Source organism: Enterococcus sp. M-BR2 (assembly GCF_056612775.1).
In genome coordinates, this window is sequence record NZ_CM152743.1 from 577,804 (window position 1) to 603,559 (window position 25,756).

Consider the following 25,756-nt stretch of genomic DNA (forward strand, 5'->3'; position numbering starts at 1 on the left):
GGTTATTGGATAGCCGCAGCTTTCCTTTTTATTTCTATGCTATATTAATGACTATCAGAATGAATGGAGTGATACATGAAGCTTTTTTCCATAATCCATATGTCGCTCTTGGTTCCTTATTTCCTTTTTTAATGTTATTTCAAGCAAGTATTCTTTATTTTTTAGAAAAAAGAACAATTGACATCAGCTTGTTAAGAATATACCTACAATTTACTGTTGTCCAACAAGTTATAACAGGAAATTTAATAGGAGCTCTTTTAGCTTTTCTCTATGTAAGAAGTTTAAAAAGATGTGGGAAGAAGTCCACTATATACAGCAAAGTACTAGTTTTATCTAGCACGATTTTTATAGGAACCATTAGTCTACTAGCTATATTTTTGCTTTTACGAATGAGTTAAAAAATTGATTCTCAGTTTTTTTTATACAAATAGAAAAATAGAAGAAAAAGTTTAACACGATATATAAATTTGTAAATTAATGGAATCTTCTATAGTGAACATAAATAGAGTGTATCTTCTTTGACAAATACCATAAAAAAGTGTGACAAGCAATCATTGTTAGATTGCTTGTCACAACATTGATAAGAGTATCCAATTGAAGAGAATGATTAGGAGAAAGAATCTCCGTACTTTTCATAGTAATCATAGTATCCAAGTTTGTATAGACGAATCGTTTTTTGTCTTATTTCTTCTGTTTCAAAATGGACTGCTTGAAGAATCAAATCTGTGGATTCTATAGGAGCTGTTCCATTCGCGGTAATCAAGTTATGATCTTTTACAGCTTGTTGTTCTATAAAATCTTCTTTATTTTGATAATTTTCCGATTCTAACCAAGGAAATTGCATATTTCCGGTGTGTTTGTAACCTTGCAATAATCCGCTCTGTGCTAAATAATCAACTGCCCCACAAATCGCAGCTACTGGTACGCCTGTTTTTAAAAATTTATCGATTATTAAATATAAATGGTGATTTTCTATGTCCCATGAATTGCCACCAATCATAATAAAGAGATCAATTTTTTCAGGTATTTGTTCGATTAAATAATCGATTTTTGTTTTTAGTCCTCCCATGGAAGTGACCTCTGATTGGATAGAAGCAGTTTTATTTTGCCATCCCTCATTTTGGTTTAGTGTGCTAGTAATATAAGCCCCTTCCCAATCGGCATATTCCTCTAATAGAAACGTAACCGCAGTTTTCATTTTCAAGCTCTCCTTTATTATCTATGACAAGGACAACAGTTTTAATATACAGACATTCATTAAATTTGGATAGCGAAAGAGTAAACAACAATTCTTAAGTTTTAGACAGAGTACATTGGCAGCCAACTTTATTTACTGGCATTATAACATTTTGCCTACGTGGATGACAAAGAACCAGCTGTCTCAACGTTACTGTCTATGAAAGAATCTTAGATTGAGTCAGAAAGTCTACTATGGTTTCTATTTTGCGAATCTATTCGAATTAAGAATAATACTGTCGGAAAGTTTCTTTGATTGATGGAAAATTGAGTACCAAAAAGAGAAAAAATAACTGGTCTACTAAGTAGAGGTTCTGACTAGCTTCTCTATTTATTTGAATACAATCTAAAAAGAAACTGGAAGGTAAAAAGTATTTATAAAAACGAAACAATAAAACGTGTCAAACACTCAGCATGAGATATATAACCATGTAACCAGTTCATTAAGAAAATAGTGGAAGCCACAGAAAATAAAGTTTCTGCGTACATTCATATCCCGTTTTGCGAGCGTATCTGCTATTACTGTGACTTTAATTTATAAAAATCACTGAAGAATTGAATTGGCTAATATTTATAGTCTAAATTGTTGTATAATAAAGAAATAAGATGATGACATTAATTAGTATCCAACGGAAAATTTAGATGATTAACAAAGCTATTTCGAGAAATTATTGGAGGAAGTAGTATTGGATGATAAAGCCTACGCTAAAGAACATAAAAAGGAATTTTTTAAAGATGTAATTCAAGATAAAATCGCTCGACTAGATCAAAAAGAAGCTATATTTATGGCAGGTACGCCTGGTGCTGGGAAAACTGAGGTAGCAACTAGTCTACTGGAATTATCAGAAGATATCTGTAGAATAGATGCTGATGTTTTCCGAGCAAAATTTCCAGGATATAATGGTCGTAATTCCTCTGATTTTCAACGCGGGGCATCTTGGTTAGTGGATTATTCCTTAGACACGATATTGAAAAACGGCTATTCATTTTTATTAGATGGAACATTCGCCATTGGTCGGGCAAAACAAAATATTGAGAGATGCCTTTCTCGAGATTATGATGTGACAATCTATTTTATCTTCCAAGATCCTCTCGTTGCTTGGAATTACACAAAAATACGAGAAAAAGTAGAAGGACGATTTGTACCAAAGGATCGTTTTATCAATGCTTACTTTAAGTCTCGAGAGAATGTTCGCGAAGTACTAAAACACTACGGAGAATCTGTATCTGTACATGTGATTTTAAAAGACTATAAGAATGAAATAGCCACAATAGTTCCAGATATTTCAGATATAGATCTTATTTTGCCAGAATCATTTACAAGAGCAGATTTGGAGGGGAAATTATATGACTGATAAACAAAAAGCGGAAGCGATTATGAAAAAATATAACCGTAGTTATGGTGATCTCAATAAAAAAGCAACTAGAAAAGAATTTATGACCGTTCTACAGTATGTAGCAAACGAGTCAAATAGAAAACAGCGGAAATTAACAGGGTTAGATAAATAACTATCAAGATTTTAAATCACAGCTAAAGATTAGTTGTGATTTTTTTATTTATACACTTTCAAGTTAACTAACTTATGATAAAATAATAAACATAAGCTGGTTTAAAACATCAAGTGTTTTTCATTGAAAAGGCTATAAATTTTAAAAGCTGAAGAATCACTGTATAGCATGTATCTTTTAGTTATTTGCTATCTAAAGGAGTAAATATTGTGAACGAAGAAAACAAGTTTATAAAGAAAAATGGGATTTTTTATACAGATACGAAACTGGCTGAAAAACTTGTTAAATTACTTAAAATAAATTATACAGAAGAATTTACTTTAATTGAACCAGCAGTAGGTGAAGGACATATATTGTCTTTAGTGATAAAAAATTTTTTCCAAAAGAATAAAAATAAATCTGAAAATGAAAAGATTCAATTTTTAGAAAAAAATATAGCAGCATTTGACATCCGAAAAGATACTATAAAAAAGTGCATTGAAAAATTAGATGAGCTTTCAAAAAAATATAATAAATATTAGTAGAAAAATAAATTGGAATATAAGACAACTTGATGCTCTAGACATAATCAAAATGAAAGAGAAATTTAGTACTTATGACTATGTGATTAGTAATCCACCCTACGTATCTAGGCATAATACGTGAGAGTTACAAGCTATCATTTTTATTGAAAAAAATGCAGTAACTCTCGCCCACTTTAATAGTAATAATTTTTAAATAATCTATACGCTTCATCAGATGTACATCCTCTAGTAAATTCCAAATACTGGAGGATTCTTTTTTTTAGTGCTGCCTTTCTCAGGAAAAAGTAGTTGGCTACTTCGTCAAAATTTCTAAATTTTTTTAACGCATAAGGAAGTGCTCGAACATTCGCCATGAGGATGCTGACACTTACATTTGCACGAAGTTCTTTTTCACAGTTTTCTAGCAAGTAAATTTTTCTAAATTTCATATCAAAAAATGCATGAGATTCTTCAAGGGTATATCCCTATAAAGTGGAATATCTCATGCATTTTTATATTGTTCGAAAGTTCAATCTTCCTTTCACAAAAAAATAATTTTTTTATGATCAAACAAATTAATACTCTTGTTATTAATTTACAATAAAAAGTGATATATAACTTTGTGAAGGGAGACAATAAATTGGTTCTAAAATTTTTACAGAAGTTAAATGGAAAATCGAGTCAGCCAGAAGATGAAACAGAGGTTCAAGAAATTATCCCAGAAGAAAAAAAGGGATTGGAAGAAATATCATTTGCACTAAATAATGATGAAAAAATTGTCGTAGATTTCGTAAGCGATATGGATAGGGATTTTGGAAGTAGTATTCGAGATCGAGTGAGACAAGGGGATCATTTTGAGAGATTTTTAGCCGCGGTGTTTCGGTTGGCTGGATATAAAGTTGAAATTACTAAAAAAAGGTATAAAAAAGACAAGCGTGTCTATACTGGCGATGGTGGTGTAGATTTGATTTTAACTAAAGATAATGAGCGTATAGCGGTTCAAGCAAAATCAAAGCGCTTAAATAGCACGAAAGAGGAGCGATTGATCACTGATAATGACGTAAAAATTTTTGCAGGAATATCTGATAAAAACTGGACTAAAAAGATGTTTATTACTTCGTCTTTTTTTAATAGCGCCGATTGTAAAATTAAGCTAGACAACTAAAAAAGTCATTTGTGCTACACTCAAAATAGTTCCGACCAAAGAATTATAAGGAGTGAGTACAATGACCTATACCCATCTTACAACGGATGAACTTGTAATAATAGAGTCTTATTTCAAAATTAATCAATCTGTTGCTAAAACTGCCCATTGCTTGAATCGTTCAAGACAAACGATCCATAAAGTATATCTGTTCTTCAAGCAAGGAAAATCAGCCTTAGAATATTATCAACAGTATAAGAAAAACAAATCAAACTGTGGTAGACGTCCGCTTGTTTTACCCGAGGAACAATCAGAATATATTCAAAGAAAGGTTGTTCAAGGATGGACACCCGATGTGATTGTTGGTCGTGCAGCGTTTCCTATTAGTTGTTCTGCTCGTACCATTTATCGTATGTTCAAAAAGGGGCTATTTGATTCTTCTGACTTACCGATGAAAGGCAAGCGTAAACCGAATGGACATCAAGAAAGACGTGGAAAACAAACTTTCCGCCGCTCTATTCATGAACGTGAAAAGGATTATAGCCAATTCTCAAATGAGTTTGGTCACCTTGAAGGTGACACTATCGTAGGTCTGAAACATAAAAGTGCTGTAATTACCTTAGTTGAACGATTATCAAAAGTTATCATCACATTGAAACCGTGTGGTAGACAAGCGATTGATATTGAAAAAAAATTAAATCAATGGTTTGAATCTGTACCGAAAAACCTATTCAAATCCATCACTTTTGATTGTGGAAAGGAATTTTCAAATTGGAAACAGATCAGTAATGTCAATGATATTGCCATTTATTTCGCTGATCCAGGAACGCCGTCTCAAAGAGGCCTAAACGAGAATTCTAACGGATTGTTACGTAGAGATGGTTTATTGAAATCTATGGATTTCAATTCAGTAGATGAATTTTTTATTCAATCTGTCGCATCTAAACGAAATAATATTCCTAGAAAATCACTGGATTATCGAACACCTTTGGAAGTATTTTTGAGTTACGTAAGTATTGATGATCTGTCTAACTTAATTTGACAATTAAGACAATAAAAAAATCCAGGAGAATTATTGGATTGAATGTGATTTCTGAAGAACTTTATTTTGAAACTGCCGACCTTACAAATGAACTTTTAGAGAAGGGTAGTTTTTTTAAAAACGTACCAAAATTAAACATATCGCAAGAAACACAAAGCCCCAAATTACAAATAGCTTATATTTTATTAAACATGTTTCTACCTTTATATAGTCTGTTTTTGACATTTCTTTTCCTAAATTGAAACGAACAATTGTTTTTACTTTCAAGAGAAATCGTGTGCCAATGATAAAGCAGCACACACTCAATACTCCTAGCAATATTCTACCTAAAAAATTCAAATTTTCTCCTATTGTCACTTATAGCTCCTCATCTACTTGAATTTTAATCTTGTCTAGCGCTATGCCCAAAGATAATTATCATTTCTTCCATCTACTCGATCAAGACCTTCTGCGATTAGACCTCCAGCCGAAGTACCAGCTAAAGCTAAGGCAATTTCTACAGCTGCGAGCGCTTTTCCTCTTACAGTGGTAATTCCAATTTGTGCAACAATTACATTTTCAGTTACTCGAGCAATATTTCGCTTGTTTTTTCTAATAATTGCTTTTACCGTATTCACACTTGAATTTGCTAAACCTAGACCCAAAACGATTAATCCTGCATCAATGACACCAGCAACAAAACCAGTTGAGTTCCACCAGTTTTTCCCTACGCCTCGCATTCTTGGATTGAATCCAATCATTGCTAAATACTGATTGATTGCTTGTTCCATCCTTAATTCATCTTCAGGTGTTAATAATATTTCTCCGTTTTCGTTAAATTTAGGTTGAACATCTCCATATTCTTCCTTGATTTTTTCAAGGGCTAGTTCGGAATTCTTTTTTTCTTCCGAGTAATAAACTGACAAGTCTTCAGAACTAAAATTGCTTTTACTATTCTGAGTTTCATCCAGAATCAACTCATTCGCTGAAATAATCATACTCCCACTTGTTGCTACTACGGACAAAACAAAAGTTACTGCTATTACACTAATCCACATTTTTAAGTCCAGATATTTCTTTTTCATTATGAATCCTCCAAAATTTAAATTTGCCTTATAAAGACAAAATAACTATAAATTGATAACAAGTTTAATATTTTATAGCATCTTAAAAAGTTGTTTTAGACTCATAATCGTTACTATTTTTATATTCTATAAAAAAACAGTTCTAATTTTACAAAAAAGTCGAATTTAATCACCTTGTTGTCAAATTATCAGCTAGTCACAGTAATAGCAGATTTCTTCAATGTTTCTACAGATTTTCTACTAAATAGAACCTCTGATCCGACTCCTCCAAAACGTAGCGAAGAAGATCAGCTTGGAGACAGTATTCTTTCTCACTTCAGATTGAATACTGCAGATATGGAAGTAGAAGACATTGAAGAATTGGAAGAAGAATTAAATGAATATATGGACTTTTTAGTTCAACGTGCAAAAGCAAAGAAAAATAAAAAATAGCCGGGAGAATTATCGGATTGAATGTGATTTCTGAAGGACTTTATTTTGAAGCTGCAGACCTTGCAAATGAACTCTCAGAAGAAGTTAGTTATTACTGTTCAAAGAAAATGGAACATGTAAAATGCTACGACATTGAGAATTATGTGAATGAAGTAGAAGATGTAGAATTCATCGATTACGACTTCAAAGATAACTTAAGTAAGAAAATGCTTGGTTCCATTACAAAAGTTCATGGCGAAATCATCATTACCACCAATCAACATTTAATGCTTGAACGCAAAAATTTTACAAAAATGCATGAGATCATCCATTATTATAAGGACGTCCCCTATCTTGGAGAATCTCATGCATTTTCTGATATGATTTTAGAAGATACTTATTTGCCAGAAGACTATAAAAAAACTTCGAGCAAATATAGGTGCCAGTATCCTCATGGCGAATGACCGGGCTCTTCCTTATGCGTTAAAAAAGTTCAGAAATTTTAACGAAGTAGCCAACTACTTTTTCATGAGCAAGGCAGCACTAAGAAAAAGAATCCTCCAGTACTTGGAATTTACTGGAGGATATACTTCAGAAGAAGCCTATAAGTTATTTAAAAATTATTACTACAGGAATGAACTAGAAATACTTCAATATTTGGAGTAATGCTTGATACTTTAAATAGTGTTGTCATTTCAATACTTCTTGATACTTTCCGTATGACCACAATAAGCTGCACAAGCATTAAAGTATTGTCCGGTTGTTCCATTCTGCCGTAGTATCATGACTCCTTTGTTACATTTAGGACAAATTTTTATATTTTTAGGCAAAGAACTCAATACTTGATATTTCAGCATCGTTTCTGGAATCAACTGATTTAACAGTTTTAAAAGTTCATATCTGCCATACCACTCGATTTTATGTGCTTTTTCATTTTCTGCTATTTGTTTATAAGCATAACTATCTTAATTGTCAAATTAAGTTAGACAGATCATCAATACTTACGTAACTCAAAAATACTTCCAAAGGTGTTCGATAATCCAGTGATTTTCTAGGAATATTATTTCGTTTAGATGCGACAGATTGAATAAAAAATTCATCTACTGAATTGAAATCCATAGATTTCAATAAACCATCTCTACGTAACAATCCGTTAGAATTCTCGTTTAGGCCTCTTTGAGACGGCGTTCCTGGATCAGCGAAATAAATGGCAATATCATTGACATTACTGATCTGTTTCCAATTTGAAAATTCCTTTCCACAATCAAAAGTGATGGATTTGAATAGGTTTTTCGGTACAGATTCAAACCATTGATTTAATTTTTTTTCAATATCAATCGCTTGTCTACCACACGGTTTCAATGTGATGATAACTTTTGATAATCGTTCAACTAAGGTAATTACAGCACTTTTATGTTTCAGACCTACGATAGTGTCACCTTCAAGGTGACCAAACTCATTTGAGAATTGGCTATAATCCTTTTCACGTTCATGAATAGAGCGGCGGAAAGTTTGTTTTCCACGTCTTTCTTGATGTCCATTCGGTTTACGCTTGCCTTTCATCGGTAAGTCAGAAGAATCAAATAGCCCCTTTTTGAACATACGATAAATGGTACGAGCAGAACAACTAATAGGAAACGCTGCACGACCAACAATCACATCGGGTGTCCATCCTTGAACAACCTTTCTTTGAATATATTCTGATTGTTCCTCGGGTAAAACAAGCGGACGTCTACCACAGTTTGATTTGTTTTTCTTATACTGTTGATAATATTCTAAGGCTGATTTTCCTTGCTTGAAGAACAGATATACTTTATGGATCGTTTGTCTTGAACGATTCAAGCAATGGGCAGTTTTAGCAACAGATTGATTAATTTTGAAATAAGACTCTATTATTACAAGTTCATCCGTTGTAAGATGGGTATAGGTCATTTGTACTCACTCCTTATAATTCTTTGGTCGGAACTATTTTGAGTGTAGCACAAATGACTTTTTTAGTTGTCTAGCTTAATTTTACAATCGGCGTTGGTTAAAAAATGGAAAAATCTCAAAATAAGCTAAGTAAATCATACAAAATTGACATCTTGCCCCTTTTGTATTACAATGTGATACAAAAGGGAGGCGATAATATGGCTATGATTACGGTTCGTGTGAGTGATGCCGAAAAAGAATGGCTTTCTTATATGGCGGAATTTTATGGGATTACTTTATCTGAGCTTCTAAAAACCTATTCGATGGAACAACTAGAAGATGAATACGATCGTCAAACGGCTGAAATTGCCCATAAACATTGGGTAGAAAGTGGAAAAACAACAGTATCCATGGAAGAAATCCTTCGTGAATTTGGAGGGTTGGAATGACCTACCGTTTAGAATTCACGCCTGAAATTCAGAAACAACTTCGTAAAATGGACAAGCATCAAGCGACGCTGATCGTTCGATGGCTATATCAACATATTGATGGTATTGACGATCCGAGAAAATTCGGAAAAGGATTGACCGCTAATCGTTCAGGACAATGGCGTTATCGAATTGGCAAATATCGTGTGTTGGTAGAGATAGAAGATAATCAAATAGTTGTTATCGCTATTCAAGTGGGACACCGAAAAAATGTCTATGATTAAGAGACTATTTATTTTTATAAAAAAATAATAAGAAGAATCTAGTTAAAACTTTTGAAGTGAGAGGTTTAACTAGATTTTTTTATGGACAAAATATGGATAAAATTGTTTAGGAGGAATCATGAACGTAAAAAAATCATCCAAGAAGTCGATTCTTGGATTTTTTAGTGGATTTGTTTGCCAAATACGTTTAGTATGCGTATATGAGAGGTTGTAAGCAAAGCGTTGTGACCTGAGCACTTAAGGAGGAATCTGTGAAAATAGCTTTTCATATTTTTGCAGATTTTGAGTTAATGCCGAAGGTTAGCTTTGGGAACACCGTTTATCGAGAGGTTGTGAAAGCCACATGTAGCTCCGATGACAATAAGCAAGCATTTTTGGAACTAGACTTCTTAGATTATAAACATGCGGCTTATTTCAAGGAGCTGGTGCTTGCACACCGTTTAAAGAAGGTCGAAAATCGGTACGACTTTTCGACGTAAGGAGAAAGAAGTTCAATGATAGAAACAATAAATCCCGCAGAAAACAAGGTTTCTGCGTACATTCATATCCCATTTTGCGAGCATATCTGCTATTACTGTGACTTTAATAAAGTTTTTTTAGAAGGGCAACCGGTAGATGAGTATGTGGAAATGCTGCTGAATGAAATGAGATTAATGCTGGAAAGTCACCCGACAGCGAATTTGGAAACACTTTATGTAGGGGGCGGAACACCGACCTCTTTATCTGCTAAACAACTTGATCGATTGTTATCAGGAGCTAGAGAGATCTTGCCTTTCCAGGATGGTAAAGAGTTTACTGTAGAAGCGAATCCTGGCGATTTGACCCGTGAAAAGCTTCAAGTGATGAAAAACTATGGCGTCAATCGTTTATCCATGGGAGTTCAGACATTTGACAATCGCTTACTGAAAAAAATTGGACGTAAACACACCGCAGAAGATGTGTATCAAACGATGAAATTTTTAAAAGCAGAAAATTTTACCAATGTAAGCATCGATTTGATTTATGCATTACCGGGACAAACACTAGAAGGGTATCGGGATACTTTGGAAAAAGCTTTGGCTTTGGAGCTGCCTCACTATTCTTTGTACTCATTGATCCTAGAAAACAAAACAATGTTCATGAACTGGGTACGACAAGGAAGACTCGAACTGCCTGATCAGGAAACGGAAACTAGAATGTTTGAAGAGACCATTGAAGCAATGGAAAAGCATGGACGTCACCAATATGAAATAAGTAACTTTGGGCTTTCCGGACACGAGTCGCAGCATAACTTGATGTATTGGAACAATGACCATTATTTTGGGTTTGGAGCAGGAGCTAGCGGTTATCTTGGAAATATTCGTTATCGCAACAAAGGACCAATCCAACACTATTTACGTCCATTACGAATCAATGAACGCCCAGTATTGGAAGAAGAAAAATTGACACGAAAAAATCAAATAGAAGAAGAAATGTTCTTGGGGCTAAGAAAAAAAACTGGGATTGCTAAAAAACACTTCTATGATCGCTATCAACAAACGATTGAATCGGTGTATGGAGATGTGTTGATGAAGTTAGAGGAAGAAGGGTTACTTGTTAATGAAGAAGAACGTATTTATTTGACACCTAGAGGGACTTTTTTGGGAAACAATGTGTTTGAGCGTTTTTTGTTTGAAAAATAGTTTAAAGAATATTTGTTTTTTATCGGAATTTAAATAAAAAAAGTTCAAAAATACAATAAAGAACTATTGAAACGTTGATATAACTGAATTTATAGCAATTGCTCATAATTAGCACTCTGGACGATAGAGTGCTAAAAAATGAAGTCTTTCTCTTGACAGGAGAAGGGCTTCTTGCTATATTTATAAGTGGATTAGCACTTAGAATATATGAGTGCTAATGAGAGGTGAGGAAGATGTTAACAAAGCGACAAAACGACATTTTACGTCTGATCATCCAACACTATACGAGTAGTGGCGTGCCCGTTGGTTCCAAAACATTGATGTCTGAGGGAGTCAAGGCCAGTTCAGCAACGATTCGCAATGATATGAAGGCATTAGAACATGAAGGGTTGCTGTTGAAGACTCACTCTTCTTCTGGGCGGATTCCATCTGCTTTAGGCTATCGTTATTATGTGGATCATTTGTTAAAACCTGCTCGCGTAGCAGAAGATGACCTGCTGCTGATACGTCAGTCTTTAGGTAGAGAATTTCATGAGATCAATGAGATCATTAAGCAATCTGCTGAGATCTTATCTGAGCTGACAAGTTATACGACTTTTTCGTTGGGACCTGAAATAAAAGACCGCCGACTAACAGGCTTTCGTATCGTACCCTTGAATAATCGACGGATCATTGCGATTGTCGTGACAGATATGGGAAATGTAGAAAGCCAAGTGTTCACTCTTCCCGAATACATGGGAAGTCAGGAACTAGAAAAAATGGTGCAAATTGTAAACGACCGTCTAGTCGGGGATCCTCTGATGACGGTATACCATAAACTACGTACAGAGATTCCGATGATTCTTCATAAATATTTCCAGACCACAGAAGGGATGTCCCAGTTGTTTGACACCGTTCTTGGTCATGTGTTTGAAGAAAAAGTTTATGTCAGTGGACAAATGAATCTCTTGGATTATGAGCCCCGTCAAGATCTTGATCAGTTTAAATCGATGTTTTCTTTTATGAAAGACTCCGATGGACTTACACAAATGATCACTCCGATGGATAGTAATATTCGTATCAAAATCGGTGCTGAATTAGGTAATGATTTATTGCAGAATATGAGCATGATTCAAGCAAGTTACGAGATAGATGGTCATGGAAGAGGTACAATAGCCTTGTTGGGGCCGACTAGTATGCCTTATTCTCGGATGTTTGGTCTAGTGGATGTTTATCGAAGAGAACTAGCAGCTAAGCTTGCTGATTACTATCGATCACTTGACTTGTCAAACTCGTAATGTGAATAACGAAGCTATTTGCAGCTGATCGTTCTCTCTTTCTTAGTAAGAGCAATCAAACAGCTGACTGAATAATGAAAGGAAGACTGTATCGTGAAAGAAAATCAAGAAGAACTAGATAAAGAAATGACAGATGCTCAGCCAGAACCGGAAATCGATGTCGAAGCTGCAGAAGATTCAGGCATTTCAGAAGTTGAAGCGGAAGAATTCGAATCAGCAAAATTAAAAGCTGAATTAGAAGAAATGGAAGATAAATATTTGCGGGCTCGTGCGGAAATCGCAAATATGGCAAATCGAGGAAAAAATGAACGTGAGCAATTACAAAAATACCGTTCACAAGATTTAGCCAAAAAATTGCTTCCATCAATTGACAATCTGGAACGTGCATTAGCCACAGAAGTGTCAGATGATCAAGGAGCAAGCTTGAAAAAAGGCGTGGAAATGGTCTTGGAAAGTTTACGTAACGCACTGGAAGAAGAAGGAATCGAGAAAATCCCTGCTAAAGGAGAATCCTTTGATCCTAATCTTCATCAAGCAGTACAAACTGTTCCAGCGACTGAAGATACACCAGCCGATACGATTGTAGAAGTACTACAAGAAGGCTATAAATTACATGATCGCGTGTTAAGACCAACTATGGTCATTGTTGCACAATAATTGTGCGGATATAAAACTTACACTTTCAATTAAAGAAGGAGACGTTAATTATGAGTAAAATTATCGGTATTGACTTAGGTACGACTAACTCTGCAGTAGCAGTACTAGAAGGAAACGAAGCAAAAATCATCGCTAACCCAGAAGGAAACCGTACAACACCTTCTGTTGTATCATTCAAAAATGGAGAAATCCAAGTAGGGGAAGTGGCAAAACGTCAAGCTGTAACAAACCCAAATACGATTTCATCAATCAAACGCCATATCGGTGAAGCTGGTTACAAAGTAGATGTAGAAGGCAAATCATACACACCTCAAGAAATCTCAGCAATGATTCTTCAATATATTAAAGGATTTGCAGAAGATTACTTAGGTGAAAAAGTCGAAAAAGCAGTTATTACTGTACCAGCTTACTTTAACGATGCACAACGTCAAGCAACAAAAGATGCTGGTAAAATCGCTGGTTTAGAAGTAGAACGTATCGTTAATGAACCAACTGCAGCTGCTCTTGCTTATGGTTTGGATAAAACAGATCGTGACGAAAAAATCTTAGTATTCGACCTTGGTGGTGGTACTTTTGACGTATCAATCCTTGAATTAGGAGACGGTGTCTTTGATGTATTGTCAACAGCTGGTGACAACCATCTAGGTGGGGATGACTTTGATAACAAAATCATCGACTACATGGTAGCAGAATTCAAAAAAGAAAACAGCATTGACTTATCTCAAGACAAAATGGCGTTACAACGCTTGAAAGATGCCGCTGAAAAAGCGAAAAAAGATTTATCTGGCGTATCAAGCACACAAATCAGTTTGCCATTTATCACAGCCGGTGAATCTGGACCATTGCACTTGGAAATGACATTGACACGTGCAAAATTTGATGAATTAACAGCTGACTTAGTAGAACGTACGAAAGTACCAGTACGTCAAGCACTAAAAGATGCAGGTTTATCACAATCAGAAATCGACGAAGTTATTTTGGTCGGTGGATCTACTCGTATCCCTGCAGTTGTAGAAGCAGTACGTAAAGAAACAGGAAAAGAACCAAACAAATCAGTTAACCCTGATGAAGTAGTTGCGATGGGTGCTGCTATACAAGGCGGCGTGATCACTGGTGATGTAAAAGATGTTGTTTTACTTGACGTTACGCCATTGTCATTAGGTATCGAAACAATGGGCGGTGTATTCACTAAATTGATTGACCGCAATACAACGATCCCAACAAGTAAATCACAAGTGTTCTCAACTGCAGCAGATAATCAACCAGCAGTAGACATCCATGTATTACAAGGTGAACGCCCAATGGCTGCTGACAACAAAACACTAGGAAGATTCCAATTGACAGATATTCCAGCAGCTCCTCGTGGTATCCCACAAATCGAAGTAACATTCGATATTGATAAAAACGGGATTGTAAATGTATCTGCGAAAGATTTAGGTACACAAAAAGAACAAAAAATCACGATTAAATCTTCTTCAGGTCTAACAGACGAAGAAATCGAACGTATGGTAAAAGATGCAGAAGCAAACGCTGAAGCAGATAAAGCTCGTAAAGAGGAAGTTGACCTACGTAATGATGTAGACGCATTGCTATTCTCTGTGGACAAAACATTGAAAGAATTAGAAGGCAAAGTAGACGAAGAAGAAGTGAAAAAAGCAGAAACAGCTCGCGATGAATTGAAAGCCGCTGTTGAAGCAAACAACATTGAAGAAATGAAAACTAAACGCGATGCATTGAACGAAATCGTTCAAAACTTGACTGTTAAACTATATGAACAAGCGGCACAACAACAAGCTCAAGAAAACCCAGAAGCAGCTCAAGGCGGAGCAGATGATGTCGTTGATGCTGATTTTGAAGAAGTCGATGGCGACGATAAATAATCAGTTCACTGAATTTCGAGAGAAGGCCAAAGTTGCTACTTTGGCTTTTTCTTTTGAAAAATAGTTTGAAGTATCGGTTTTTGTTTCAAACAAAATATGATATGATAACAAGCGACGTGAAAATGATGAGAACCAATAGGAGGAAAGCCTATGGCAACAAAACGTGATTATTATGAAGTCTTAGGGCTCTCAAAAGGAGCATCAGAAGATGAAATAAAGAAAGCTTATCGTAAGCTTTCAAAAAAATACCATCCTGATATCAATAAAGAACCTGATGCAGAAGAAAAATTTAAAGAAGTATCAGAAGCTTATGAAATTTTAAGTGATCCGCAAAAACGCGCTGCATATGACCAATACGGGCATGCAGGTACAGATCCAAATTACGGTGCTGGTGGAGCTGGTGGCGGATTTGGTGGATTCGGCGGCTTCTCTGGCGGCGGCTTCGGTGGTTTTGAAGATATCTTCGACTCGTTCTTTGGAGGGGGAGGTCGTTCAGTCGATCCCAATGCGCCTCGTCAAGGTGCTGATTTGCAATATACGATCGACTTATCTTTTGAAGAAGCAATTTTTGGCGTAGAGAAAGAAATCAAGTACAATCGGGAAGAAATCTGTCATACTTGTGGCGGAAATGGGGCAAAACCAGGTACGCAACCAACTACTTGTCATAAATGCCATGGTGCAGGTACGATCAATGTAGAACGCCAAACACCGCTTGGACGAGTGATGAGCCGTCAAACTTGTGATGTTTGTCATGGTACAGGAAAAGAAATCAAAGAACCTTGTCCAACCTGTCATGGCTCAGGTCATGAGAAGAAAGCTCACTCAGTCAAAGTGAATGTACCAGCTGGGGTAGAAGAAGGACAACAAATGCGTTTAGCTGGTCAAGGAGAAGCCGGAGAAAACGGCGGACCATTTGGTGATTTGTATGTGGTCTTCCGTGTAGAAGAAAGTGATATCTTTGACCGTGAAGGCTCTGAAATCTACTATGAATTGCCTTTAAGTTTTGTACAAGCAGCTTTGGGGGATGAAGTCCAAGTACCAACTGTCCATGGAGATGTGAAACTGAAGATTCCTGCTGGTACACAGACAGGTACGAACTTCCGTTTACGTGGAAAAGGCGCTCCAAAGTTACGTGGTGGTGCAACAGGCGACCAACATGTCAAAGTAAAACTGATCACGCCGAAAAATCTAAATGAACAACAAAGAGAAGCGTTACGTGCATTCGCTGAAGCTGGCGGCATCAAAGTAGAAGAACAACAAGAAGATGGTTTCTTCGATAAATTCAAAGATGCTTTTGGTGGGAAAAAGCGGAAGTAGCTTTTCTAGTAAAAAACACAAGTGTCAAAAAGACTTACCAAAATTTTCTATTTCTAGAAAAAATGGTAAGTCTTTTATTTTTTTATGTATTAACACTTAGTAATGCTAGTTTTCAATAGCGTTTATTAGGGGAAAAAGGAATCTAAGAAATGAAATAAGGGGATGGCTATCACTTTCTATATTGATAAAAAGTTGATAATGAGCCATTACTATATTTTGGTAAAATATAAATAAATAAAAAACTCGATTGATTGAATTAGTTCATTTTGATTGAAGAAATTAAAAAAGTATATGGTTGGAGTACATGGTAATGGTGGTTCTACATGGTACTAATCTATTCAGGAGTTTGTCTATGAAACTTATTGATTTTTCTAAACGATTTGGGCAAAAAATCTTATTTGATCATCTGTCATTCACATTTGATCAAAATAAAATCTATTATCTTTATGGGGATAATGGCATTGGCAAAACGACTTTATTTCGCTGCATTGTCGGTATTGATAGCTACTCGGGAACGATTGAAAAAACAGGTAGTTGTTTTTGTGTTTTTGACTCTACCCCTTTTTACTTGAATCTAACTGGATTAGATAATCTGATTTTACTGACAAAAAATCGGCAAATAAAAGAACTAATCTCTAAACAAAAAATCGATTTTTTACCCCTTTCATTTTTATCGTATGTGAAAGTTAAGAACTATTCTCTGGGAGAAAAAAAGATGCTTTCGCTGCTATTGCTATTGTTGCTTGCGCCGCGAGTTGTTTTATTAGATGAAGTGTTGAATGGATTAGATCAAAAGAATCGGAAAGTGCTGCTTTATTGCTTGGTTCAGCTGAAAAAAGAAGCTACAGTCATCTTAAGTGGTCATGAAGAATATTACTTGGAAATGGCTGATGAGTTATTAAATGTAAAAAACGGAAAAATAGAACCTATCACGTCCGAGGATTTACGCAGCTTTTTTATTTCAACAAAAAGGAGGTAAAAATGCTTTTTGAATTTTATTATCAAAGACGTTCGAAAATATTTTACCTTTTTCTTTCAATAATATTGTTGCTTTCTACTTTGATGTTCGTTTCTCAAGTAATGCTCATTCAAAGTCATCTTCGTCATTTCCAATATTATGTAGAGGAAGCCTTGGCAAGGGGTGAAACGATCCAAGAAATACTTGAACAACCTTTTTCTATCAGTATGAACGAAAATACTGAAATAGTTGACAATCCGTTGAAATATCATTACGTTGCTTATCATTCCAGTTTTGCTGCTTTAAATGTCCAAAACGGGGTCAACCAATTATTGTCTTCTTCGTTTTTTGTTCTCTTTCCTTTTTTTTCGGGGGTATACGGGATAGTAATAGCAAATGCAGATATCAAATACCATACAATGAAAATCAGGCGCTGTTTGGATTCTCAATGGCAAATCAATCGTCATAAGATAGGAGCGGGGTTTCTTAGTTTAATTATTTTTATACTTGCTTCCCTCATTTTATTTTTGATGTTGCAGTCTTTTTCAAGATTTTTTGTTCAGGCTGACAAATCGACACAAATCGATGAAGCGTTAATTAGGCAAATATCTTATCTTGAGAAAGCGCCGCTTCAATTGAGTGTCCTATTGGGGTTTGCATTTCTTTCCTTTTTAGTTTGTTATTATTTTACAACAGTCGTAAAGAATTCTTTCGTCAGCCTATGTCTCTTAGGAAGTTATTTTCTTTTTTTGCCACCACTAGGAAAATATGATCTCAAGAATATTTTGTTATATCTATATCCTAAAATATTTAACACAAACGCTTCAACTTTTAGGATCAATTCGGGGACGCGGGTTGAGTTTGGTATAGAATATATTGTGATTATCGGTATAGGCATCATTATTTATATATGGACGATGGAAAAATTACAACGAATGTGGAGCAGTCCTACTGAGAAATAAGTAGAAACCAGACGGACAACCTTATGTTCATCTGGTTTTTTGTAATCGTCATATTTGTATCAACAAAAAAGCTAGCTTTAGAATAAGATAATCATCATAGTTTCTAGGGTTATAACCAGTGAGAGAATGGAGTTTATTCAATCGATATTGCAAGGTGTTTTTATGAATAAATAATTCTTCTGCACATTTTTTGATACTTCCGTTATTTTTACTGAAGCATGTCAAAGTTTTCTTGAATAAATGTACTTCTTCTTCTGTCAAGCTTTTCAAAATACGGTTTACATATAATGATCGTTGACCTGATGGGATTGCTGGTAAAAGGATCCCGAGGTCTAAATCTTCAAAAAAGCGGATCTCGTTCACAGATTGATGGAAAGTTATCCATTCACAAGCATGCTGGGCATGAAGGAAAGATTGCGGTGTCTCCTGCTCTGTATAACAAAGCGACCCAATTCCGAAGTTCAGTTGTAACTGATACGATTTGTCAAAATTTGTCTGGACTTTGTCAAGTAACGATATCAATAAGGCTCTGGAAATGCGATTGACTAGGATAATGATTTGTTGCCTATGTACAGTGAACAAAGCCTGATTGTAGTAAGAAAAGACCCTTTCAAGTAACTCTAATAAAGGGGTGATCTGCTCTTGATACAATTCCTGATTGTCAGGAAGTTGCCCCACAACTACATAATATGGAGAAGAAAAATCAAGCTCGATCAAGTGAGGAGAGTCAAAATGACTGAAAGGAAACATTAGCGATTCGATCGTCAGACGATGTCTCTCCCTTAATTGAAAAGTAAAATCTTTCAGATATGCCTCTTTTATGAGTATTTCTGTCATTTTTTTTAAAATTTCAGCATACTTTTTCACTTCCTTTCCACCGGTCAGTCCAATTATACCGATGATATGTTGTTCAAAATATACCGGGGCGTTGATCCCACGCTTCGTTCCTTTGAATTGGCCGTCTTCGCTGATAAAAACTTCTTTTTTCGTATCCAAAACGATTTTTGCCCCTTCATGGAGGGTCCTGATCCGTTCCTCATCGGTGCTTGCAATGATTATGCCCTCTGTATCGATAAAGTTGATTTCTTGTTTTAGTACATCTTTGAGATTTTTGACAATATTCCGTGCTAATTGTTTAGAGATGTTCATCTAGTTCTCCTTGTAAGAAAATACAGTAAAACAGCAAAAGGTAACGTTTACATAAAAATATAAAGGAAATTCAATAATAAATCAACAAGACTTCTAATATAACATTTATTTTTAAAAAAAATGATTATTATCCTGTAGAAATCATCGATAATTGTGATGGATAACGAATAATCTTATCAAAAGATGAATTATTTCTGTTACCTGTACCATACCCTAAATCATTGTGAAAATATATACTTTTTATTATGAAAACGTTCTTATAATTATTGCGATATTGATTTGTAGCATGAATATTGAAGAAACGATTGTGAAAAAAATCATTTTTATGTTGTGATGAACATCCCTAGGAGGAGAATGCATGGATATTGAAAAAGTCAAAGGGATTATCGTCCCAATTGTTACACCGGTAAATCAAGAGAATCAGATAAAAACTGCACCATTAGAACGAATGGTTGAACATGTGATTCAAGGAGGCGTCAATGGTATTTTAGCATTTGGAAGTAACGGAGAGTTTTTTGCGATTGATAAAGAGGAACAAAAGAAAGGTCTCCAAACAATCGTTAAATCAGCCAATAAACGTGTACCAGTTTATATGGGTATTGGATCGATCACGACGAAGGAAGGAGTGTTGATGGCAAAAACAGCAGAGGAAAACGGTGCTGATGGTTTATCGATCTTGCCACCGATGTTCATTTCTCCTACAGATGACGAATTGTATCAACACATAATCACGATTGCAAAGGCTGTGCCTCATCTACCTGTTTTGCTATATAACAATCCTGGAAAAGTTGGATATAGTCTAAGTGTTTCTTTGGTCGTTCGTCTTTCCCAGTATCCGAATATTGTTGGAATTAAGGATAGTAGTGGGAATGTACATTTGACAGCAGAATATATTCGACGTACTGAGAATGAGGAGTTCAAAGTAATGGCTGGAAGAGACACCTTGATTTTAGGATCTCTTGTCTATGGGGCGGTCGGCGCAGTTGCATCTACAGCGAATGTTGTCCCTGAATTAGTCGTCTCTATTTATGAACATTATTGCACTGGCGACTTGTCTTCCGCGCGAAACGCGCAATTTGAATTGACAGAATTTAGGAATATGTTTGACCGTGCATCATTTCCAATAGCTACAAAAGATGCTTGTAATTTGATTGGACTAGATGTTGGAGCAAGTATTTTACCGAACACGACGTCTTCCGATCAATTAAAGAAAGAAATGTCTGAAGTACTTGAAAAAATCATAAATAAACGAGATATGGAGGAATAAGAAATGAAAATCGGATTTGTAGGACTAGGAATCATGGGTAAACCAATGGCAAAAAATCTAATAAAAGATGGTTATGAGGTTATCTGCTATGATTTCAATCAATCGAATATGGATGAAGTTGCAGCAGCTGGAGCTTCAACAGCAAAAAATAGTCAGGAGTTAGCAAATCAATCAGATATCGTAATTACTATGTTACCGAATTCTCCGAATGTGGAAGCCGCATTGTTTTCAGAAGAAGGGATAGCCGCTGGAATCAGTGAAGGCAAGATCGTAATCGATATGAGTTCGATTAATCCTGTTTCTAGTCAGCGATTTGCAGAAAAGCTTGCAGGACTTGGAGTAGAGTTCTTAGATGCGCCGGTATCTGGAGGAGAACCAAAAGCAATTGACGGAACAATCGCTGTTATGGTCGGTGGGAAAAAGAAAGTTTTTGATCAATGCTATGAGTTGCTCCTATCAATGGCAAGTTCAGTCACTTATATAGGTGAGGTAGGTGCGGGAAACATTGCTAAACTAGCTAATCAAATAATCGTCGCAATCAATATCGCCGCTGTCGGTGAAGCTTTATCCTTTGCTACTAAAGCAGGTGCTGATCCCGAGTTGGTCTATCAAGGGATTCGTGGTGGATTAGCAGGGAGTACGGTTATGGATGCTAAGATGCTAAATCACCGATGATTTTGAACCGAGATTTTGATCCAGGATTCAGAATAGAGTTGCACATCAAAGATCTACAGAATGCGTTAGATACCTCACATATGATAAATGCCGGAATTCCTTTGACAGCTCAATTGATGGAAATCATGCAAGTACTAAAAAATGACGGTTTGGAGAAAAAAGATCATTCAGCTATTGCGTGTTACTACGAAAAAATAAATAACTTGACAATCGAAAGTAAAGATACAGTTTGATTTTCGTAAAGAGAGAGGAACTAGTGTATGAGAACGATTGATACGATACCCAAAATAATGAAAATGGCTGTCTATCCAGTAGCAGGTTATGACAGTATGACTCTGACTCTCAGTGGAGCCCACGCCCCTTACTTTACAAGGAATATCGTTGTTTTAGAAGATGAGACTGGTCAAAGAGGAGTGGGAGAGATTCATGGCGGAGAAGATATTACAAAGATGCTAGAAAGTTATATTCCTTTGGTAGAAGGTCAGAAAATTGCTGATTACCGACAAGTGATTACAACTATTCGTAAAAAAGGTTGGTTGGCAAAAGGAAATGATGGACAGGGTCTGCAAGGTTTAGATTTGAAAAATATGAAATTTGTTGTTCAAGCAGAAGCAGCAGTTGAATGCGCTATGCTTGATCTATTAGGAAAGCATCTAAATATGCCGATGTGTACATTGCTTGGAGATGGAAGACAGCGAGCCGAAGTTGAAGTCCTTGGCTATCTATTTTATATCGCAGATTGCGAGAAGACTGATTTGCCATATTTAGTGGAATCTTCATGTAAAGATAAATGGGACGAACTTCGTCGAAAAGAAACATTGACACCTGAAGAAATTGTTGCTCTAGCAAAAGCGGTGAAAGAAAGATATGGGTTCAATAATTTCAAGTTGAAAGGCGGAGTTTTTTCGGGGGAAGCAGAGATGAAAGCGATAGAAGCACTGCACGACGCTTTCCCCGATGCACGAATCAATATCGATCCAAATGGTGCATGGTCTTTAGAAGAAGCAATTGATCTGTGTAAAGACAAATTATCAATGATTTCCTATGTCGAAGATCCATGTGGTCCTGAACAAGGATTTTCTAGTCGTGAGATCATGTCAGAATTCAAGACAGCTACAAGGCATCAAGTGGCAACGAACATGATTGCGACGAATTGGCGACAATTCTATCATGCCTTAGAAACAAAAGCTGTAGATATCGTGTTGGCTGATCCTCATTTTTGGACGTTGAATGGAAGTATTCGTATGGCTCAAATATTAGCTGATTTCGGATTGACTTGGGGATCGCATTCTAATAATCATTTTGATATTTCCTTAGCTGTATTTGCGCAATGTGCAGCAGCGGCTCCTGGAAAAATCACTCCTATTGATACACACTGGATTTGGCAAGATGGACAGGCGTTATGCGAAGATCCTTTAGTTATTCGTGATGGAAAAATCAAAGTGACAGATAAGCCTGGATTAGGCATCGAAATAGATATGGAAAAACTTGAATCAGCGCATCACCTATATCAAAAAATTGAAAAGAAATATAGGGATCGTGATGACTCGTTAGCAATGCAATATTTAATTAAAGGTTGGATGTTTGATTCAAGTAGACCTTGTTTGGTGCGCTAAACATGTAATAAAAGATAATTGATGAAACTAGCTGACTTTTCTCCTATTCTTGCCAGCTGGATCAATTATGAAAAAATGGTTGAAGGAGATTACGGCATGAGTTATTTAGCAATTTTAGGCTTCGCAATGATGGGAGTCATCACTTTTCTGCTAATGAAAGATAAACTGAATATTTTGGTTTGTTTTGCGATTTTGCCCCTTGTTTTTTCATTTCTAAGCGGTGCTGATTTATCCAAGACAACAGAACATATTATATCTGGACTAGATCTCACTAGAAGTATCTTTTTAATGATTATGTTCTCGTTACCGTATTTTGCATTAATGACAGATGCTGGATTATTTGAGATTTTGATCTATAAAGTGCTGAAGAAAATGAAGATTGGTGGACCAATCCTGTGTAGTTTTACTGTACCGTTGGCTATCCTTGCAACATTAGACGGGAGTGTCATGTCTACTTATTTGATTGTTATCCCATTACTATTACCGTTGTTTAAAAAATTAAAGATTGATCCGATGATTCTGGTTTTTTTGACTTCACTTGGTACGATGTTAGGAACGATTAAACCTTGGAATGCACGGGTGCTCCGGGCTGCTGCATTGTTGCCAAATGTCGATAGTCCGGCGATGCATGTCTTTTTAAAACTAATTCCTTTGATGATATTGATGACGATTTTGACCATGATATTCGCTTATTTTTTAGGAAAGAAAAGCCAAAAAAGAAATGGATTCATTAAAAAGAATATAGAAGCAGGTACATTAGTGGGAGAAGAACCAGAGCTTTCCGAAATGTCAAGACCTAAACTTTTTTGGTTCAATCTCTGCTTGACAATAGCTGTGGTCACGCTACTTATCGTTACTTCTTTTCCAGAATTTTATATTTTTGCCGTTGGTTTAATCCTTGCACTAGTGATCAATTATCCAGATCGCAAGATGCAAAACAAGCTGGTCAGCAAATATGCTGCGGCTACCTATCCCATAGCACCGATCGTCTTTATGTCAGGAGTCGTAGTTGGTGTATTGGAAGGAACGGGGATGATGGAACAAATGGTCATGACTTTAGTTGAGATCCTGCCTTCTTCTATGGGACCCTATCTTCATATCATTATCGCACTGTTGAGTACACCTTTGATGTTCATTTTCACTAATGATACTTGGTATTTTGCCTTAGTTCCCATTATAACAGCAGTAGGAGAACAATATGGAGTTGCTGCAGATATTATCGTGTTAGCGTTATTTTTCAATGTTGGTGCATTTGCTTCTATCGTGGCACAGCCTCAAATCATCATGGCCTGCGACCTTGGAGGAGAAATAATTAGAGAGTATATTCGCTTTTCTTTCTTCAAATTGTGGGGAATCAGCATCGTTTGGACGTTGGTAGGATTTGCTATAGGAATTTTTTAATAAGCTAGGCAATTAGAAATTAAAACAAAAAGGAGAAAAAAGATGATTCCGAAAATAATTGATACAAAAGTTATACCAATCGCAGGTTATGACAGTATGCTACTGAATCTAAGCGGTGCTCATGGCCCCTATTTTACGAGAAATCTATTTTTGATGACAGCAGACAATGGAGAAATCGATGTAGGAGAAGTGCCGGGAGGGAAAAATATCCAAAAGGTTTTAGAAGACGCAAAGCAACTGCTTATTGGTAAAACAATCGGTGAATATAAAAATGTGTTGAAGAAAGTCCATCATAATTTCAATCATTTGGATAGTAGTGGTCGAGGATTGCAGACTTATGATTTGCGCACAACGATTCACGCAGTAACAGCTATTGAATCAGCTTTTCTTGATCTATTAGGCAAGTTCTTTCAAGTTCCAGTTGCTGCGCTTTTAGGAAATGGACAGCAAAGAAATGAGATAGACGTTCTAGGATATCTGTTTTATATTGCAGATTCTAGACAAACGACGTTGCCTTATTTGCTAGATGACGATGAGTCTGATGAATGGGGTCGACTGAGAAGAGAAGAAGCATTGACTTCTGATTCGATCGTCTCTTTAGCAAAAGCTGCACATGAAAGATACGGTTTTAAGGATTTCAAATTAAAAGGAGGCGTCTTAGAAGGTGAGGAAGAGATAAAGACGATCTGTGCTTTGAAAAAAGCTTTTCCAAACTCTAGGATCACGCTAGATCCAAATGGCGCATGGTCTTTGCAAGAAGCAATTGATTTATGCAAGGGAATGAATGGTATCTTATCTTATGCGGAAGATCCTTGTGGGGCTGAGAATGGATTATCGGGAAGAGAAGCATTAGCGGAATTCAGAAAAGCAACTGGATTACCAACAGCCACAAATATGGTAGCTACAGACTGGCGACAAATGCAACATTCTGTAGCTTTGCAAAGCGTATCTATCCCATTAGCAGATCCCCATTTCTGGACAATGGATGGTTCGGTCAGAGTAGCGCAAATGTGTCATGATTTTGGATTGACTTGGGGCTCTCATTCCAATAATCACTTTGATATCTCACTTGCGATGTTTACGCATGTAGCAGCGGCACCTGGTGAGATCACAGCCATCGACACTCATTGGATCTGGCAAGATGGACAGGAATTATCAAAAAGACCATTCGTTATTAGAGATGGGAAAATCAAGTTGACAGAAGAAATCATTGGTTTAGGTGTAGAACTAGATATGGAGAAAGTAGAAAAGGCACATCAGCTCTATTTAGACAACGAATTAGATTCAAGAGATGATGCAGTAGGAATGCAATTCTTAATTCCAGGATGGACGTTTGATCACAAAAAGCCATGTTTAGTACGTCCATAGCTTAAAGTAGTCATGTTGATTATGGTAGAAAAAGCA

At 36.1% G+C, this 25,756-nt stretch carries 26 protein-coding genes and 3 pseudogenes; 23 read left to right on the forward strand and 6 right to left on the reverse strand.

Annotated features, from left to right (window positions below; all coding sequences use genetic code 11):
- Positions 1-569: 569 nt before the first annotated feature.
- Positions 570-1,198, reverse strand: a pseudogene (locus AC1F25_RS02840) (type 1 glutamine amidotransferase family protein).
- A 724-nt stretch (positions 1,199-1,922) separates the two neighbouring features.
- On the opposite strand from AC1F25_RS02840, the gene AC1F25_RS02845 reads away from it, so the two are divergent.
- The 3 genes from AC1F25_RS02845 to AC1F25_RS02855 all read left to right on the forward strand — a co-directional run bounded on the left by AC1F25_RS02845 (position 1,923) and on the right by AC1F25_RS02855 (position 3,266).
- Positions 1,923-2,591 carry a zeta toxin family protein gene (locus tag AC1F25_RS02845; RefSeq protein ID WP_002342166.1) on the forward strand — a complete coding sequence of 223 codons (669 nt, stop codon included), beginning with the start codon at positions 1,923-1,925 and terminating at the stop codon, positions 2,589-2,591.
- Positions 2,584-2,745, forward strand: coding sequence for a hypothetical protein (locus AC1F25_RS02850; RefSeq protein ID WP_002342167.1), 162 nt, complete (start codon positions 2,584-2,586; stop codon positions 2,743-2,745). Before AC1F25_RS02845 ends, AC1F25_RS02850 begins: the two co-directional genes overlap by 8 nt.
- 209 nt (positions 2,746-2,954) lie before the next feature.
- Complete coding sequence (locus tag AC1F25_RS02855) at positions 2,955-3,266, forward strand: hypothetical protein (protein WP_479994227.1); 312 nt, start codon at positions 2,955-2,957, stop codon at positions 3,264-3,266.
- Positions 3,267-3,442: 176 nt separating this feature from the next.
- Here AC1F25_RS02855 and AC1F25_RS02860 read toward each other — a convergent pair whose 3' ends face one another.
- Positions 3,443-3,697, reverse strand: a complete 255-nt coding sequence (locus tag AC1F25_RS02860) for a toxin (protein ID WP_087063755.1) — start codon at positions 3,695-3,697, stop codon at positions 3,443-3,445.
- A gap of 191 nt (positions 3,698-3,888) precedes the next feature.
- Between AC1F25_RS02860 and AC1F25_RS02865 the strand changes: the two are divergent.
- Together AC1F25_RS02865 and AC1F25_RS02870 are read left to right on the forward strand one after the other, a co-directional pair.
- Positions 3,889-4,383 (forward strand): annotated as a pseudogene (locus tag AC1F25_RS02865) (restriction endonuclease); the annotation flags it as partial.
- Positions 4,384-4,474: 91 nt separating this feature from the next.
- Positions 4,475-5,434, forward strand: coding sequence for an IS30 family transposase (locus AC1F25_RS02870; RefSeq protein ID WP_002336308.1), 960 nt, complete (start codon positions 4,475-4,477; stop codon positions 5,432-5,434).
- A gap of 398 nt (positions 5,435-5,832) precedes the next feature.
- On the opposite strand, the gene AC1F25_RS02875 is transcribed toward AC1F25_RS02870, so the two are convergent.
- Positions 5,833-6,498: a hypothetical protein gene (locus AC1F25_RS02875; protein WP_002292140.1), complete on the reverse strand. Its 666-nt coding sequence runs from the start codon at positions 6,496-6,498 to the stop codon at positions 5,833-5,835.
- A gap of 177 nt (positions 6,499-6,675) precedes the next feature.
- Here AC1F25_RS02875 and AC1F25_RS02880 point away from each other — a divergent pair, with 177 nt between their 5' ends.
- Both AC1F25_RS02880 and AC1F25_RS02885 read left to right on the forward strand, forming a co-directional pair.
- Complete coding sequence (locus tag AC1F25_RS02880) at positions 6,676-6,930, forward strand: hypothetical protein (protein WP_002316334.1); 255 nt, start codon at positions 6,676-6,678, stop codon at positions 6,928-6,930.
- Between the two features lie 23 nt (positions 6,931-6,953).
- Positions 6,954-7,373, forward strand: a complete 420-nt coding sequence (locus AC1F25_RS02885) for a toxin (protein WP_225479451.1) — start codon at positions 6,954-6,956, stop codon at positions 7,371-7,373.
- Between the two features lie 231 nt (positions 7,374-7,604).
- On the opposite strand, the pseudogene AC1F25_RS02890 reads toward AC1F25_RS02885, so the two are convergent.
- A pseudogene (locus AC1F25_RS02890) lies at positions 7,605-7,874 on the reverse strand (restriction endonuclease); the annotation flags it as partial.
- Between the two features lie 7 nt (positions 7,875-7,881).
- The gene (locus AC1F25_RS02895) at positions 7,882-8,841 is read right to left on the reverse strand and encodes an IS30 family transposase (RefSeq protein ID WP_002336308.1); all 960 of its coding nucleotides are present in this window, start codon (positions 8,839-8,841) and stop codon (positions 7,882-7,884) included.
- 197 nt (positions 8,842-9,038) lie between these two features.
- On the opposite strand from AC1F25_RS02895, the gene relB reads away from it, so the two are divergent.
- From relB to AC1F25_RS02945, 10 genes are all read left to right on the forward strand, one after another.
- A complete protein-coding gene (gene relB / locus AC1F25_RS02900) occupies positions 9,039-9,269 on the forward strand; it encodes a type II toxin-antitoxin system RelB family antitoxin (RefSeq protein ID WP_002292139.1) in 231 nt (76 codons plus the stop codon).
- Positions 9,266-9,532: a type II toxin-antitoxin system RelE family toxin gene (locus AC1F25_RS02905; RefSeq protein ID WP_002292138.1), complete on the forward strand. Its 267-nt coding sequence runs from the start codon at positions 9,266-9,268 to the stop codon at positions 9,530-9,532. The genes relB and AC1F25_RS02905 overlap by 4 nt, the downstream gene beginning before the upstream one ends.
- A 251-nt stretch (positions 9,533-9,783) precedes the next feature.
- Positions 9,784-10,011, forward strand: a complete 228-nt coding sequence (locus AC1F25_RS02910; RefSeq protein WP_002313668.1) for a hypothetical protein — start codon at positions 9,784-9,786, stop codon at positions 10,009-10,011.
- 15 nt (positions 10,012-10,026) lie between these two features.
- Positions 10,027-11,193, forward strand: a complete 1,167-nt coding sequence (hemW, locus tag AC1F25_RS02915; protein WP_081186214.1) for a radical SAM family heme chaperone HemW — start codon at positions 10,027-10,029, stop codon at positions 11,191-11,193.
- Between the two features lie 233 nt (positions 11,194-11,426).
- Entirely contained in the window at positions 11,427-12,470 is a 1,044-nt protein-coding gene (gene hrcA / locus AC1F25_RS02920) for a heat-inducible transcriptional repressor HrcA (protein WP_479994228.1), read from the forward strand.
- A gap of 93 nt (positions 12,471-12,563) precedes the next feature.
- On the forward strand, positions 12,564-13,127 hold the full coding sequence (grpE, locus tag AC1F25_RS02925) for a nucleotide exchange factor GrpE (protein WP_002292135.1): 564 nt from the start codon (positions 12,564-12,566) through the stop codon (positions 13,125-13,127).
- A gap of 50 nt (positions 13,128-13,177) precedes the next feature.
- Positions 13,178-15,007 carry a molecular chaperone DnaK gene (gene dnaK, locus AC1F25_RS02930; RefSeq protein WP_002292134.1) on the forward strand — a complete coding sequence of 610 codons (1,830 nt, stop codon included), beginning with the start codon at positions 13,178-13,180 and terminating at the stop codon, positions 15,005-15,007.
- A gap of 150 nt (positions 15,008-15,157) precedes the next feature.
- Positions 15,158-16,324: a molecular chaperone DnaJ gene (gene dnaJ, locus AC1F25_RS02935; RefSeq protein ID WP_002292130.1), complete on the forward strand. Its 1,167-nt coding sequence runs from the start codon at positions 15,158-15,160 to the stop codon at positions 16,322-16,324.
- Positions 16,325-16,676: 352 nt separating this feature from the next.
- Positions 16,677-17,303: an ATP-binding cassette domain-containing protein gene (locus AC1F25_RS02940; RefSeq protein ID WP_002292127.1), complete on the forward strand. Its 627-nt coding sequence runs from the start codon at positions 16,677-16,679 to the stop codon at positions 17,301-17,303.
- 2 nt (positions 17,304-17,305) lie between these two features.
- Positions 17,306-18,244, forward strand: coding sequence for a hypothetical protein (locus AC1F25_RS02945; protein ID WP_479994229.1), 939 nt, complete (start codon positions 17,306-17,308; stop codon positions 18,242-18,244).
- A 48-nt stretch (positions 18,245-18,292) separates the two neighbouring features.
- On the opposite strand, the gene AC1F25_RS02950 is transcribed toward AC1F25_RS02945, so the two are convergent.
- The gene (locus AC1F25_RS02950; protein WP_479994230.1) at positions 18,293-19,393 is read right to left on the reverse strand and encodes a CdaR family transcriptional regulator; all 1,101 of its coding nucleotides are present in this window, start codon (positions 19,391-19,393) and stop codon (positions 18,293-18,295) included.
- A 358-nt stretch (positions 19,394-19,751) separates the two neighbouring features.
- Here AC1F25_RS02950 and AC1F25_RS02955 point away from each other — a divergent pair, with 358 nt between their 5' ends.
- From AC1F25_RS02955 to AC1F25_RS02980, 6 genes are all read left to right on the forward strand, one after another.
- Positions 19,752-20,660: a dihydrodipicolinate synthase family protein gene (locus AC1F25_RS02955; RefSeq protein WP_002292121.1), complete on the forward strand. Its 909-nt coding sequence runs from the start codon at positions 19,752-19,754 to the stop codon at positions 20,658-20,660.
- Between the two features lie 3 nt (positions 20,661-20,663).
- Positions 20,664-21,335 carry an NAD(P)-binding domain-containing protein gene (locus tag AC1F25_RS02960; RefSeq protein WP_479994231.1) on the forward strand — a complete coding sequence of 224 codons (672 nt, stop codon included), beginning with the start codon at positions 20,664-20,666 and terminating at the stop codon, positions 21,333-21,335.
- On the forward strand, positions 21,332-21,568 hold the full coding sequence (locus AC1F25_RS02965; RefSeq protein ID WP_479994232.1) for an NAD-binding protein: 237 nt from the start codon (positions 21,332-21,334) through the stop codon (positions 21,566-21,568). The genes AC1F25_RS02960 and AC1F25_RS02965 overlap by 4 nt, the downstream gene beginning before the upstream one ends.
- A gap of 27 nt (positions 21,569-21,595) precedes the next feature.
- A complete protein-coding gene (locus AC1F25_RS02970; RefSeq protein WP_479994233.1) occupies positions 21,596-22,951 on the forward strand; it encodes an enolase C-terminal domain-like protein in 1,356 nt (451 codons plus the stop codon).
- A gap of 96 nt (positions 22,952-23,047) precedes the next feature.
- On the forward strand, positions 23,048-24,352 hold the full coding sequence (locus AC1F25_RS02975; RefSeq protein ID WP_479994338.1) for an SLC13 family permease: 1,305 nt from the start codon (positions 23,048-23,050) through the stop codon (positions 24,350-24,352).
- A gap of 42 nt (positions 24,353-24,394) precedes the next feature.
- Positions 24,395-25,720 carry an enolase C-terminal domain-like protein gene (locus AC1F25_RS02980; RefSeq protein ID WP_479994234.1) on the forward strand — a complete coding sequence of 442 codons (1,326 nt, stop codon included), beginning with the start codon at positions 24,395-24,397 and terminating at the stop codon, positions 25,718-25,720.
- Positions 25,721-25,756 lie beyond the last annotated feature (36 nt).

Excerpts from the sequence above, each read along its gene's own strand:
- AC1F25_RS02850 (WP_002342167.1), top strand. The coding sequence starts at position 2,584 with ATGACTGATAAACAAAAAGCGGAAGCGATTATGAAAAAATATAACCGT.
- AC1F25_RS02860 (WP_087063755.1), bottom strand. The coding sequence starts at position 3,697 with ATGAAATTTAGAAAAATTTACTTGCTAGAAAACTGTGAAAAAGAACTT.
- AC1F25_RS02870 (WP_002336308.1), top strand. The coding sequence starts at position 4,475 with ATGACCTATACCCATCTTACAACGGATGAACTTGTAATAATAGAGTCT.
- AC1F25_RS02875 (WP_002292140.1), bottom strand. The coding sequence starts at position 6,498 with ATGAAAAAGAAATATCTGGACTTAAAAATGTGGATTAGTGTAATAGCA.
- AC1F25_RS02895 (WP_002336308.1), bottom strand. The coding sequence starts at position 8,841 with ATGACCTATACCCATCTTACAACGGATGAACTTGTAATAATAGAGTCT.
- relB (WP_002292139.1), top strand. The coding sequence starts at position 9,039 with ATGGCTATGATTACGGTTCGTGTGAGTGATGCCGAAAAAGAATGGCTT.
- AC1F25_RS02905 (WP_002292138.1), top strand. The coding sequence starts at position 9,266 with ATGACCTACCGTTTAGAATTCACGCCTGAAATTCAGAAACAACTTCGT.
- hemW (WP_081186214.1), top strand. The coding sequence starts at position 10,027 with ATGATAGAAACAATAAATCCCGCAGAAAACAAGGTTTCTGCGTACATT.
- hrcA (WP_479994228.1), top strand. The coding sequence starts at position 11,427 with ATGTTAACAAAGCGACAAAACGACATTTTACGTCTGATCATCCAACAC.
- dnaK (WP_002292134.1), top strand. The coding sequence starts at position 13,178 with ATGAGTAAAATTATCGGTATTGACTTAGGTACGACTAACTCTGCAGTA.
- dnaJ (WP_002292130.1), top strand. The coding sequence starts at position 15,158 with ATGGCAACAAAACGTGATTATTATGAAGTCTTAGGGCTCTCAAAAGGA.
- AC1F25_RS02940 (WP_002292127.1), top strand. The coding sequence starts at position 16,677 with ATGAAACTTATTGATTTTTCTAAACGATTTGGGCAAAAAATCTTATTT.
- AC1F25_RS02945 (WP_479994229.1), top strand. The coding sequence starts at position 17,306 with ATGCTTTTTGAATTTTATTATCAAAGACGTTCGAAAATATTTTACCTT.
- AC1F25_RS02950 (WP_479994230.1), bottom strand. The coding sequence starts at position 19,393 with ATGAACATCTCTAAACAATTAGCACGGAATATTGTCAAAAATCTCAAA.
- AC1F25_RS02955 (WP_002292121.1), top strand. The coding sequence starts at position 19,752 with ATGGATATTGAAAAAGTCAAAGGGATTATCGTCCCAATTGTTACACCG.
- AC1F25_RS02960 (WP_479994231.1), top strand. The coding sequence starts at position 20,664 with ATGAAAATCGGATTTGTAGGACTAGGAATCATGGGTAAACCAATGGCA.
- AC1F25_RS02965 (WP_479994232.1), top strand. The coding sequence starts at position 21,332 with ATGATTTTGAACCGAGATTTTGATCCAGGATTCAGAATAGAGTTGCAC.
- AC1F25_RS02970 (WP_479994233.1), top strand. The coding sequence starts at position 21,596 with ATGAGAACGATTGATACGATACCCAAAATAATGAAAATGGCTGTCTAT.
- AC1F25_RS02975 (WP_479994338.1), top strand. The coding sequence starts at position 23,048 with ATGAGTTATTTAGCAATTTTAGGCTTCGCAATGATGGGAGTCATCACT.
- AC1F25_RS02980 (WP_479994234.1), top strand. The coding sequence starts at position 24,395 with ATGATTCCGAAAATAATTGATACAAAAGTTATACCAATCGCAGGTTAT.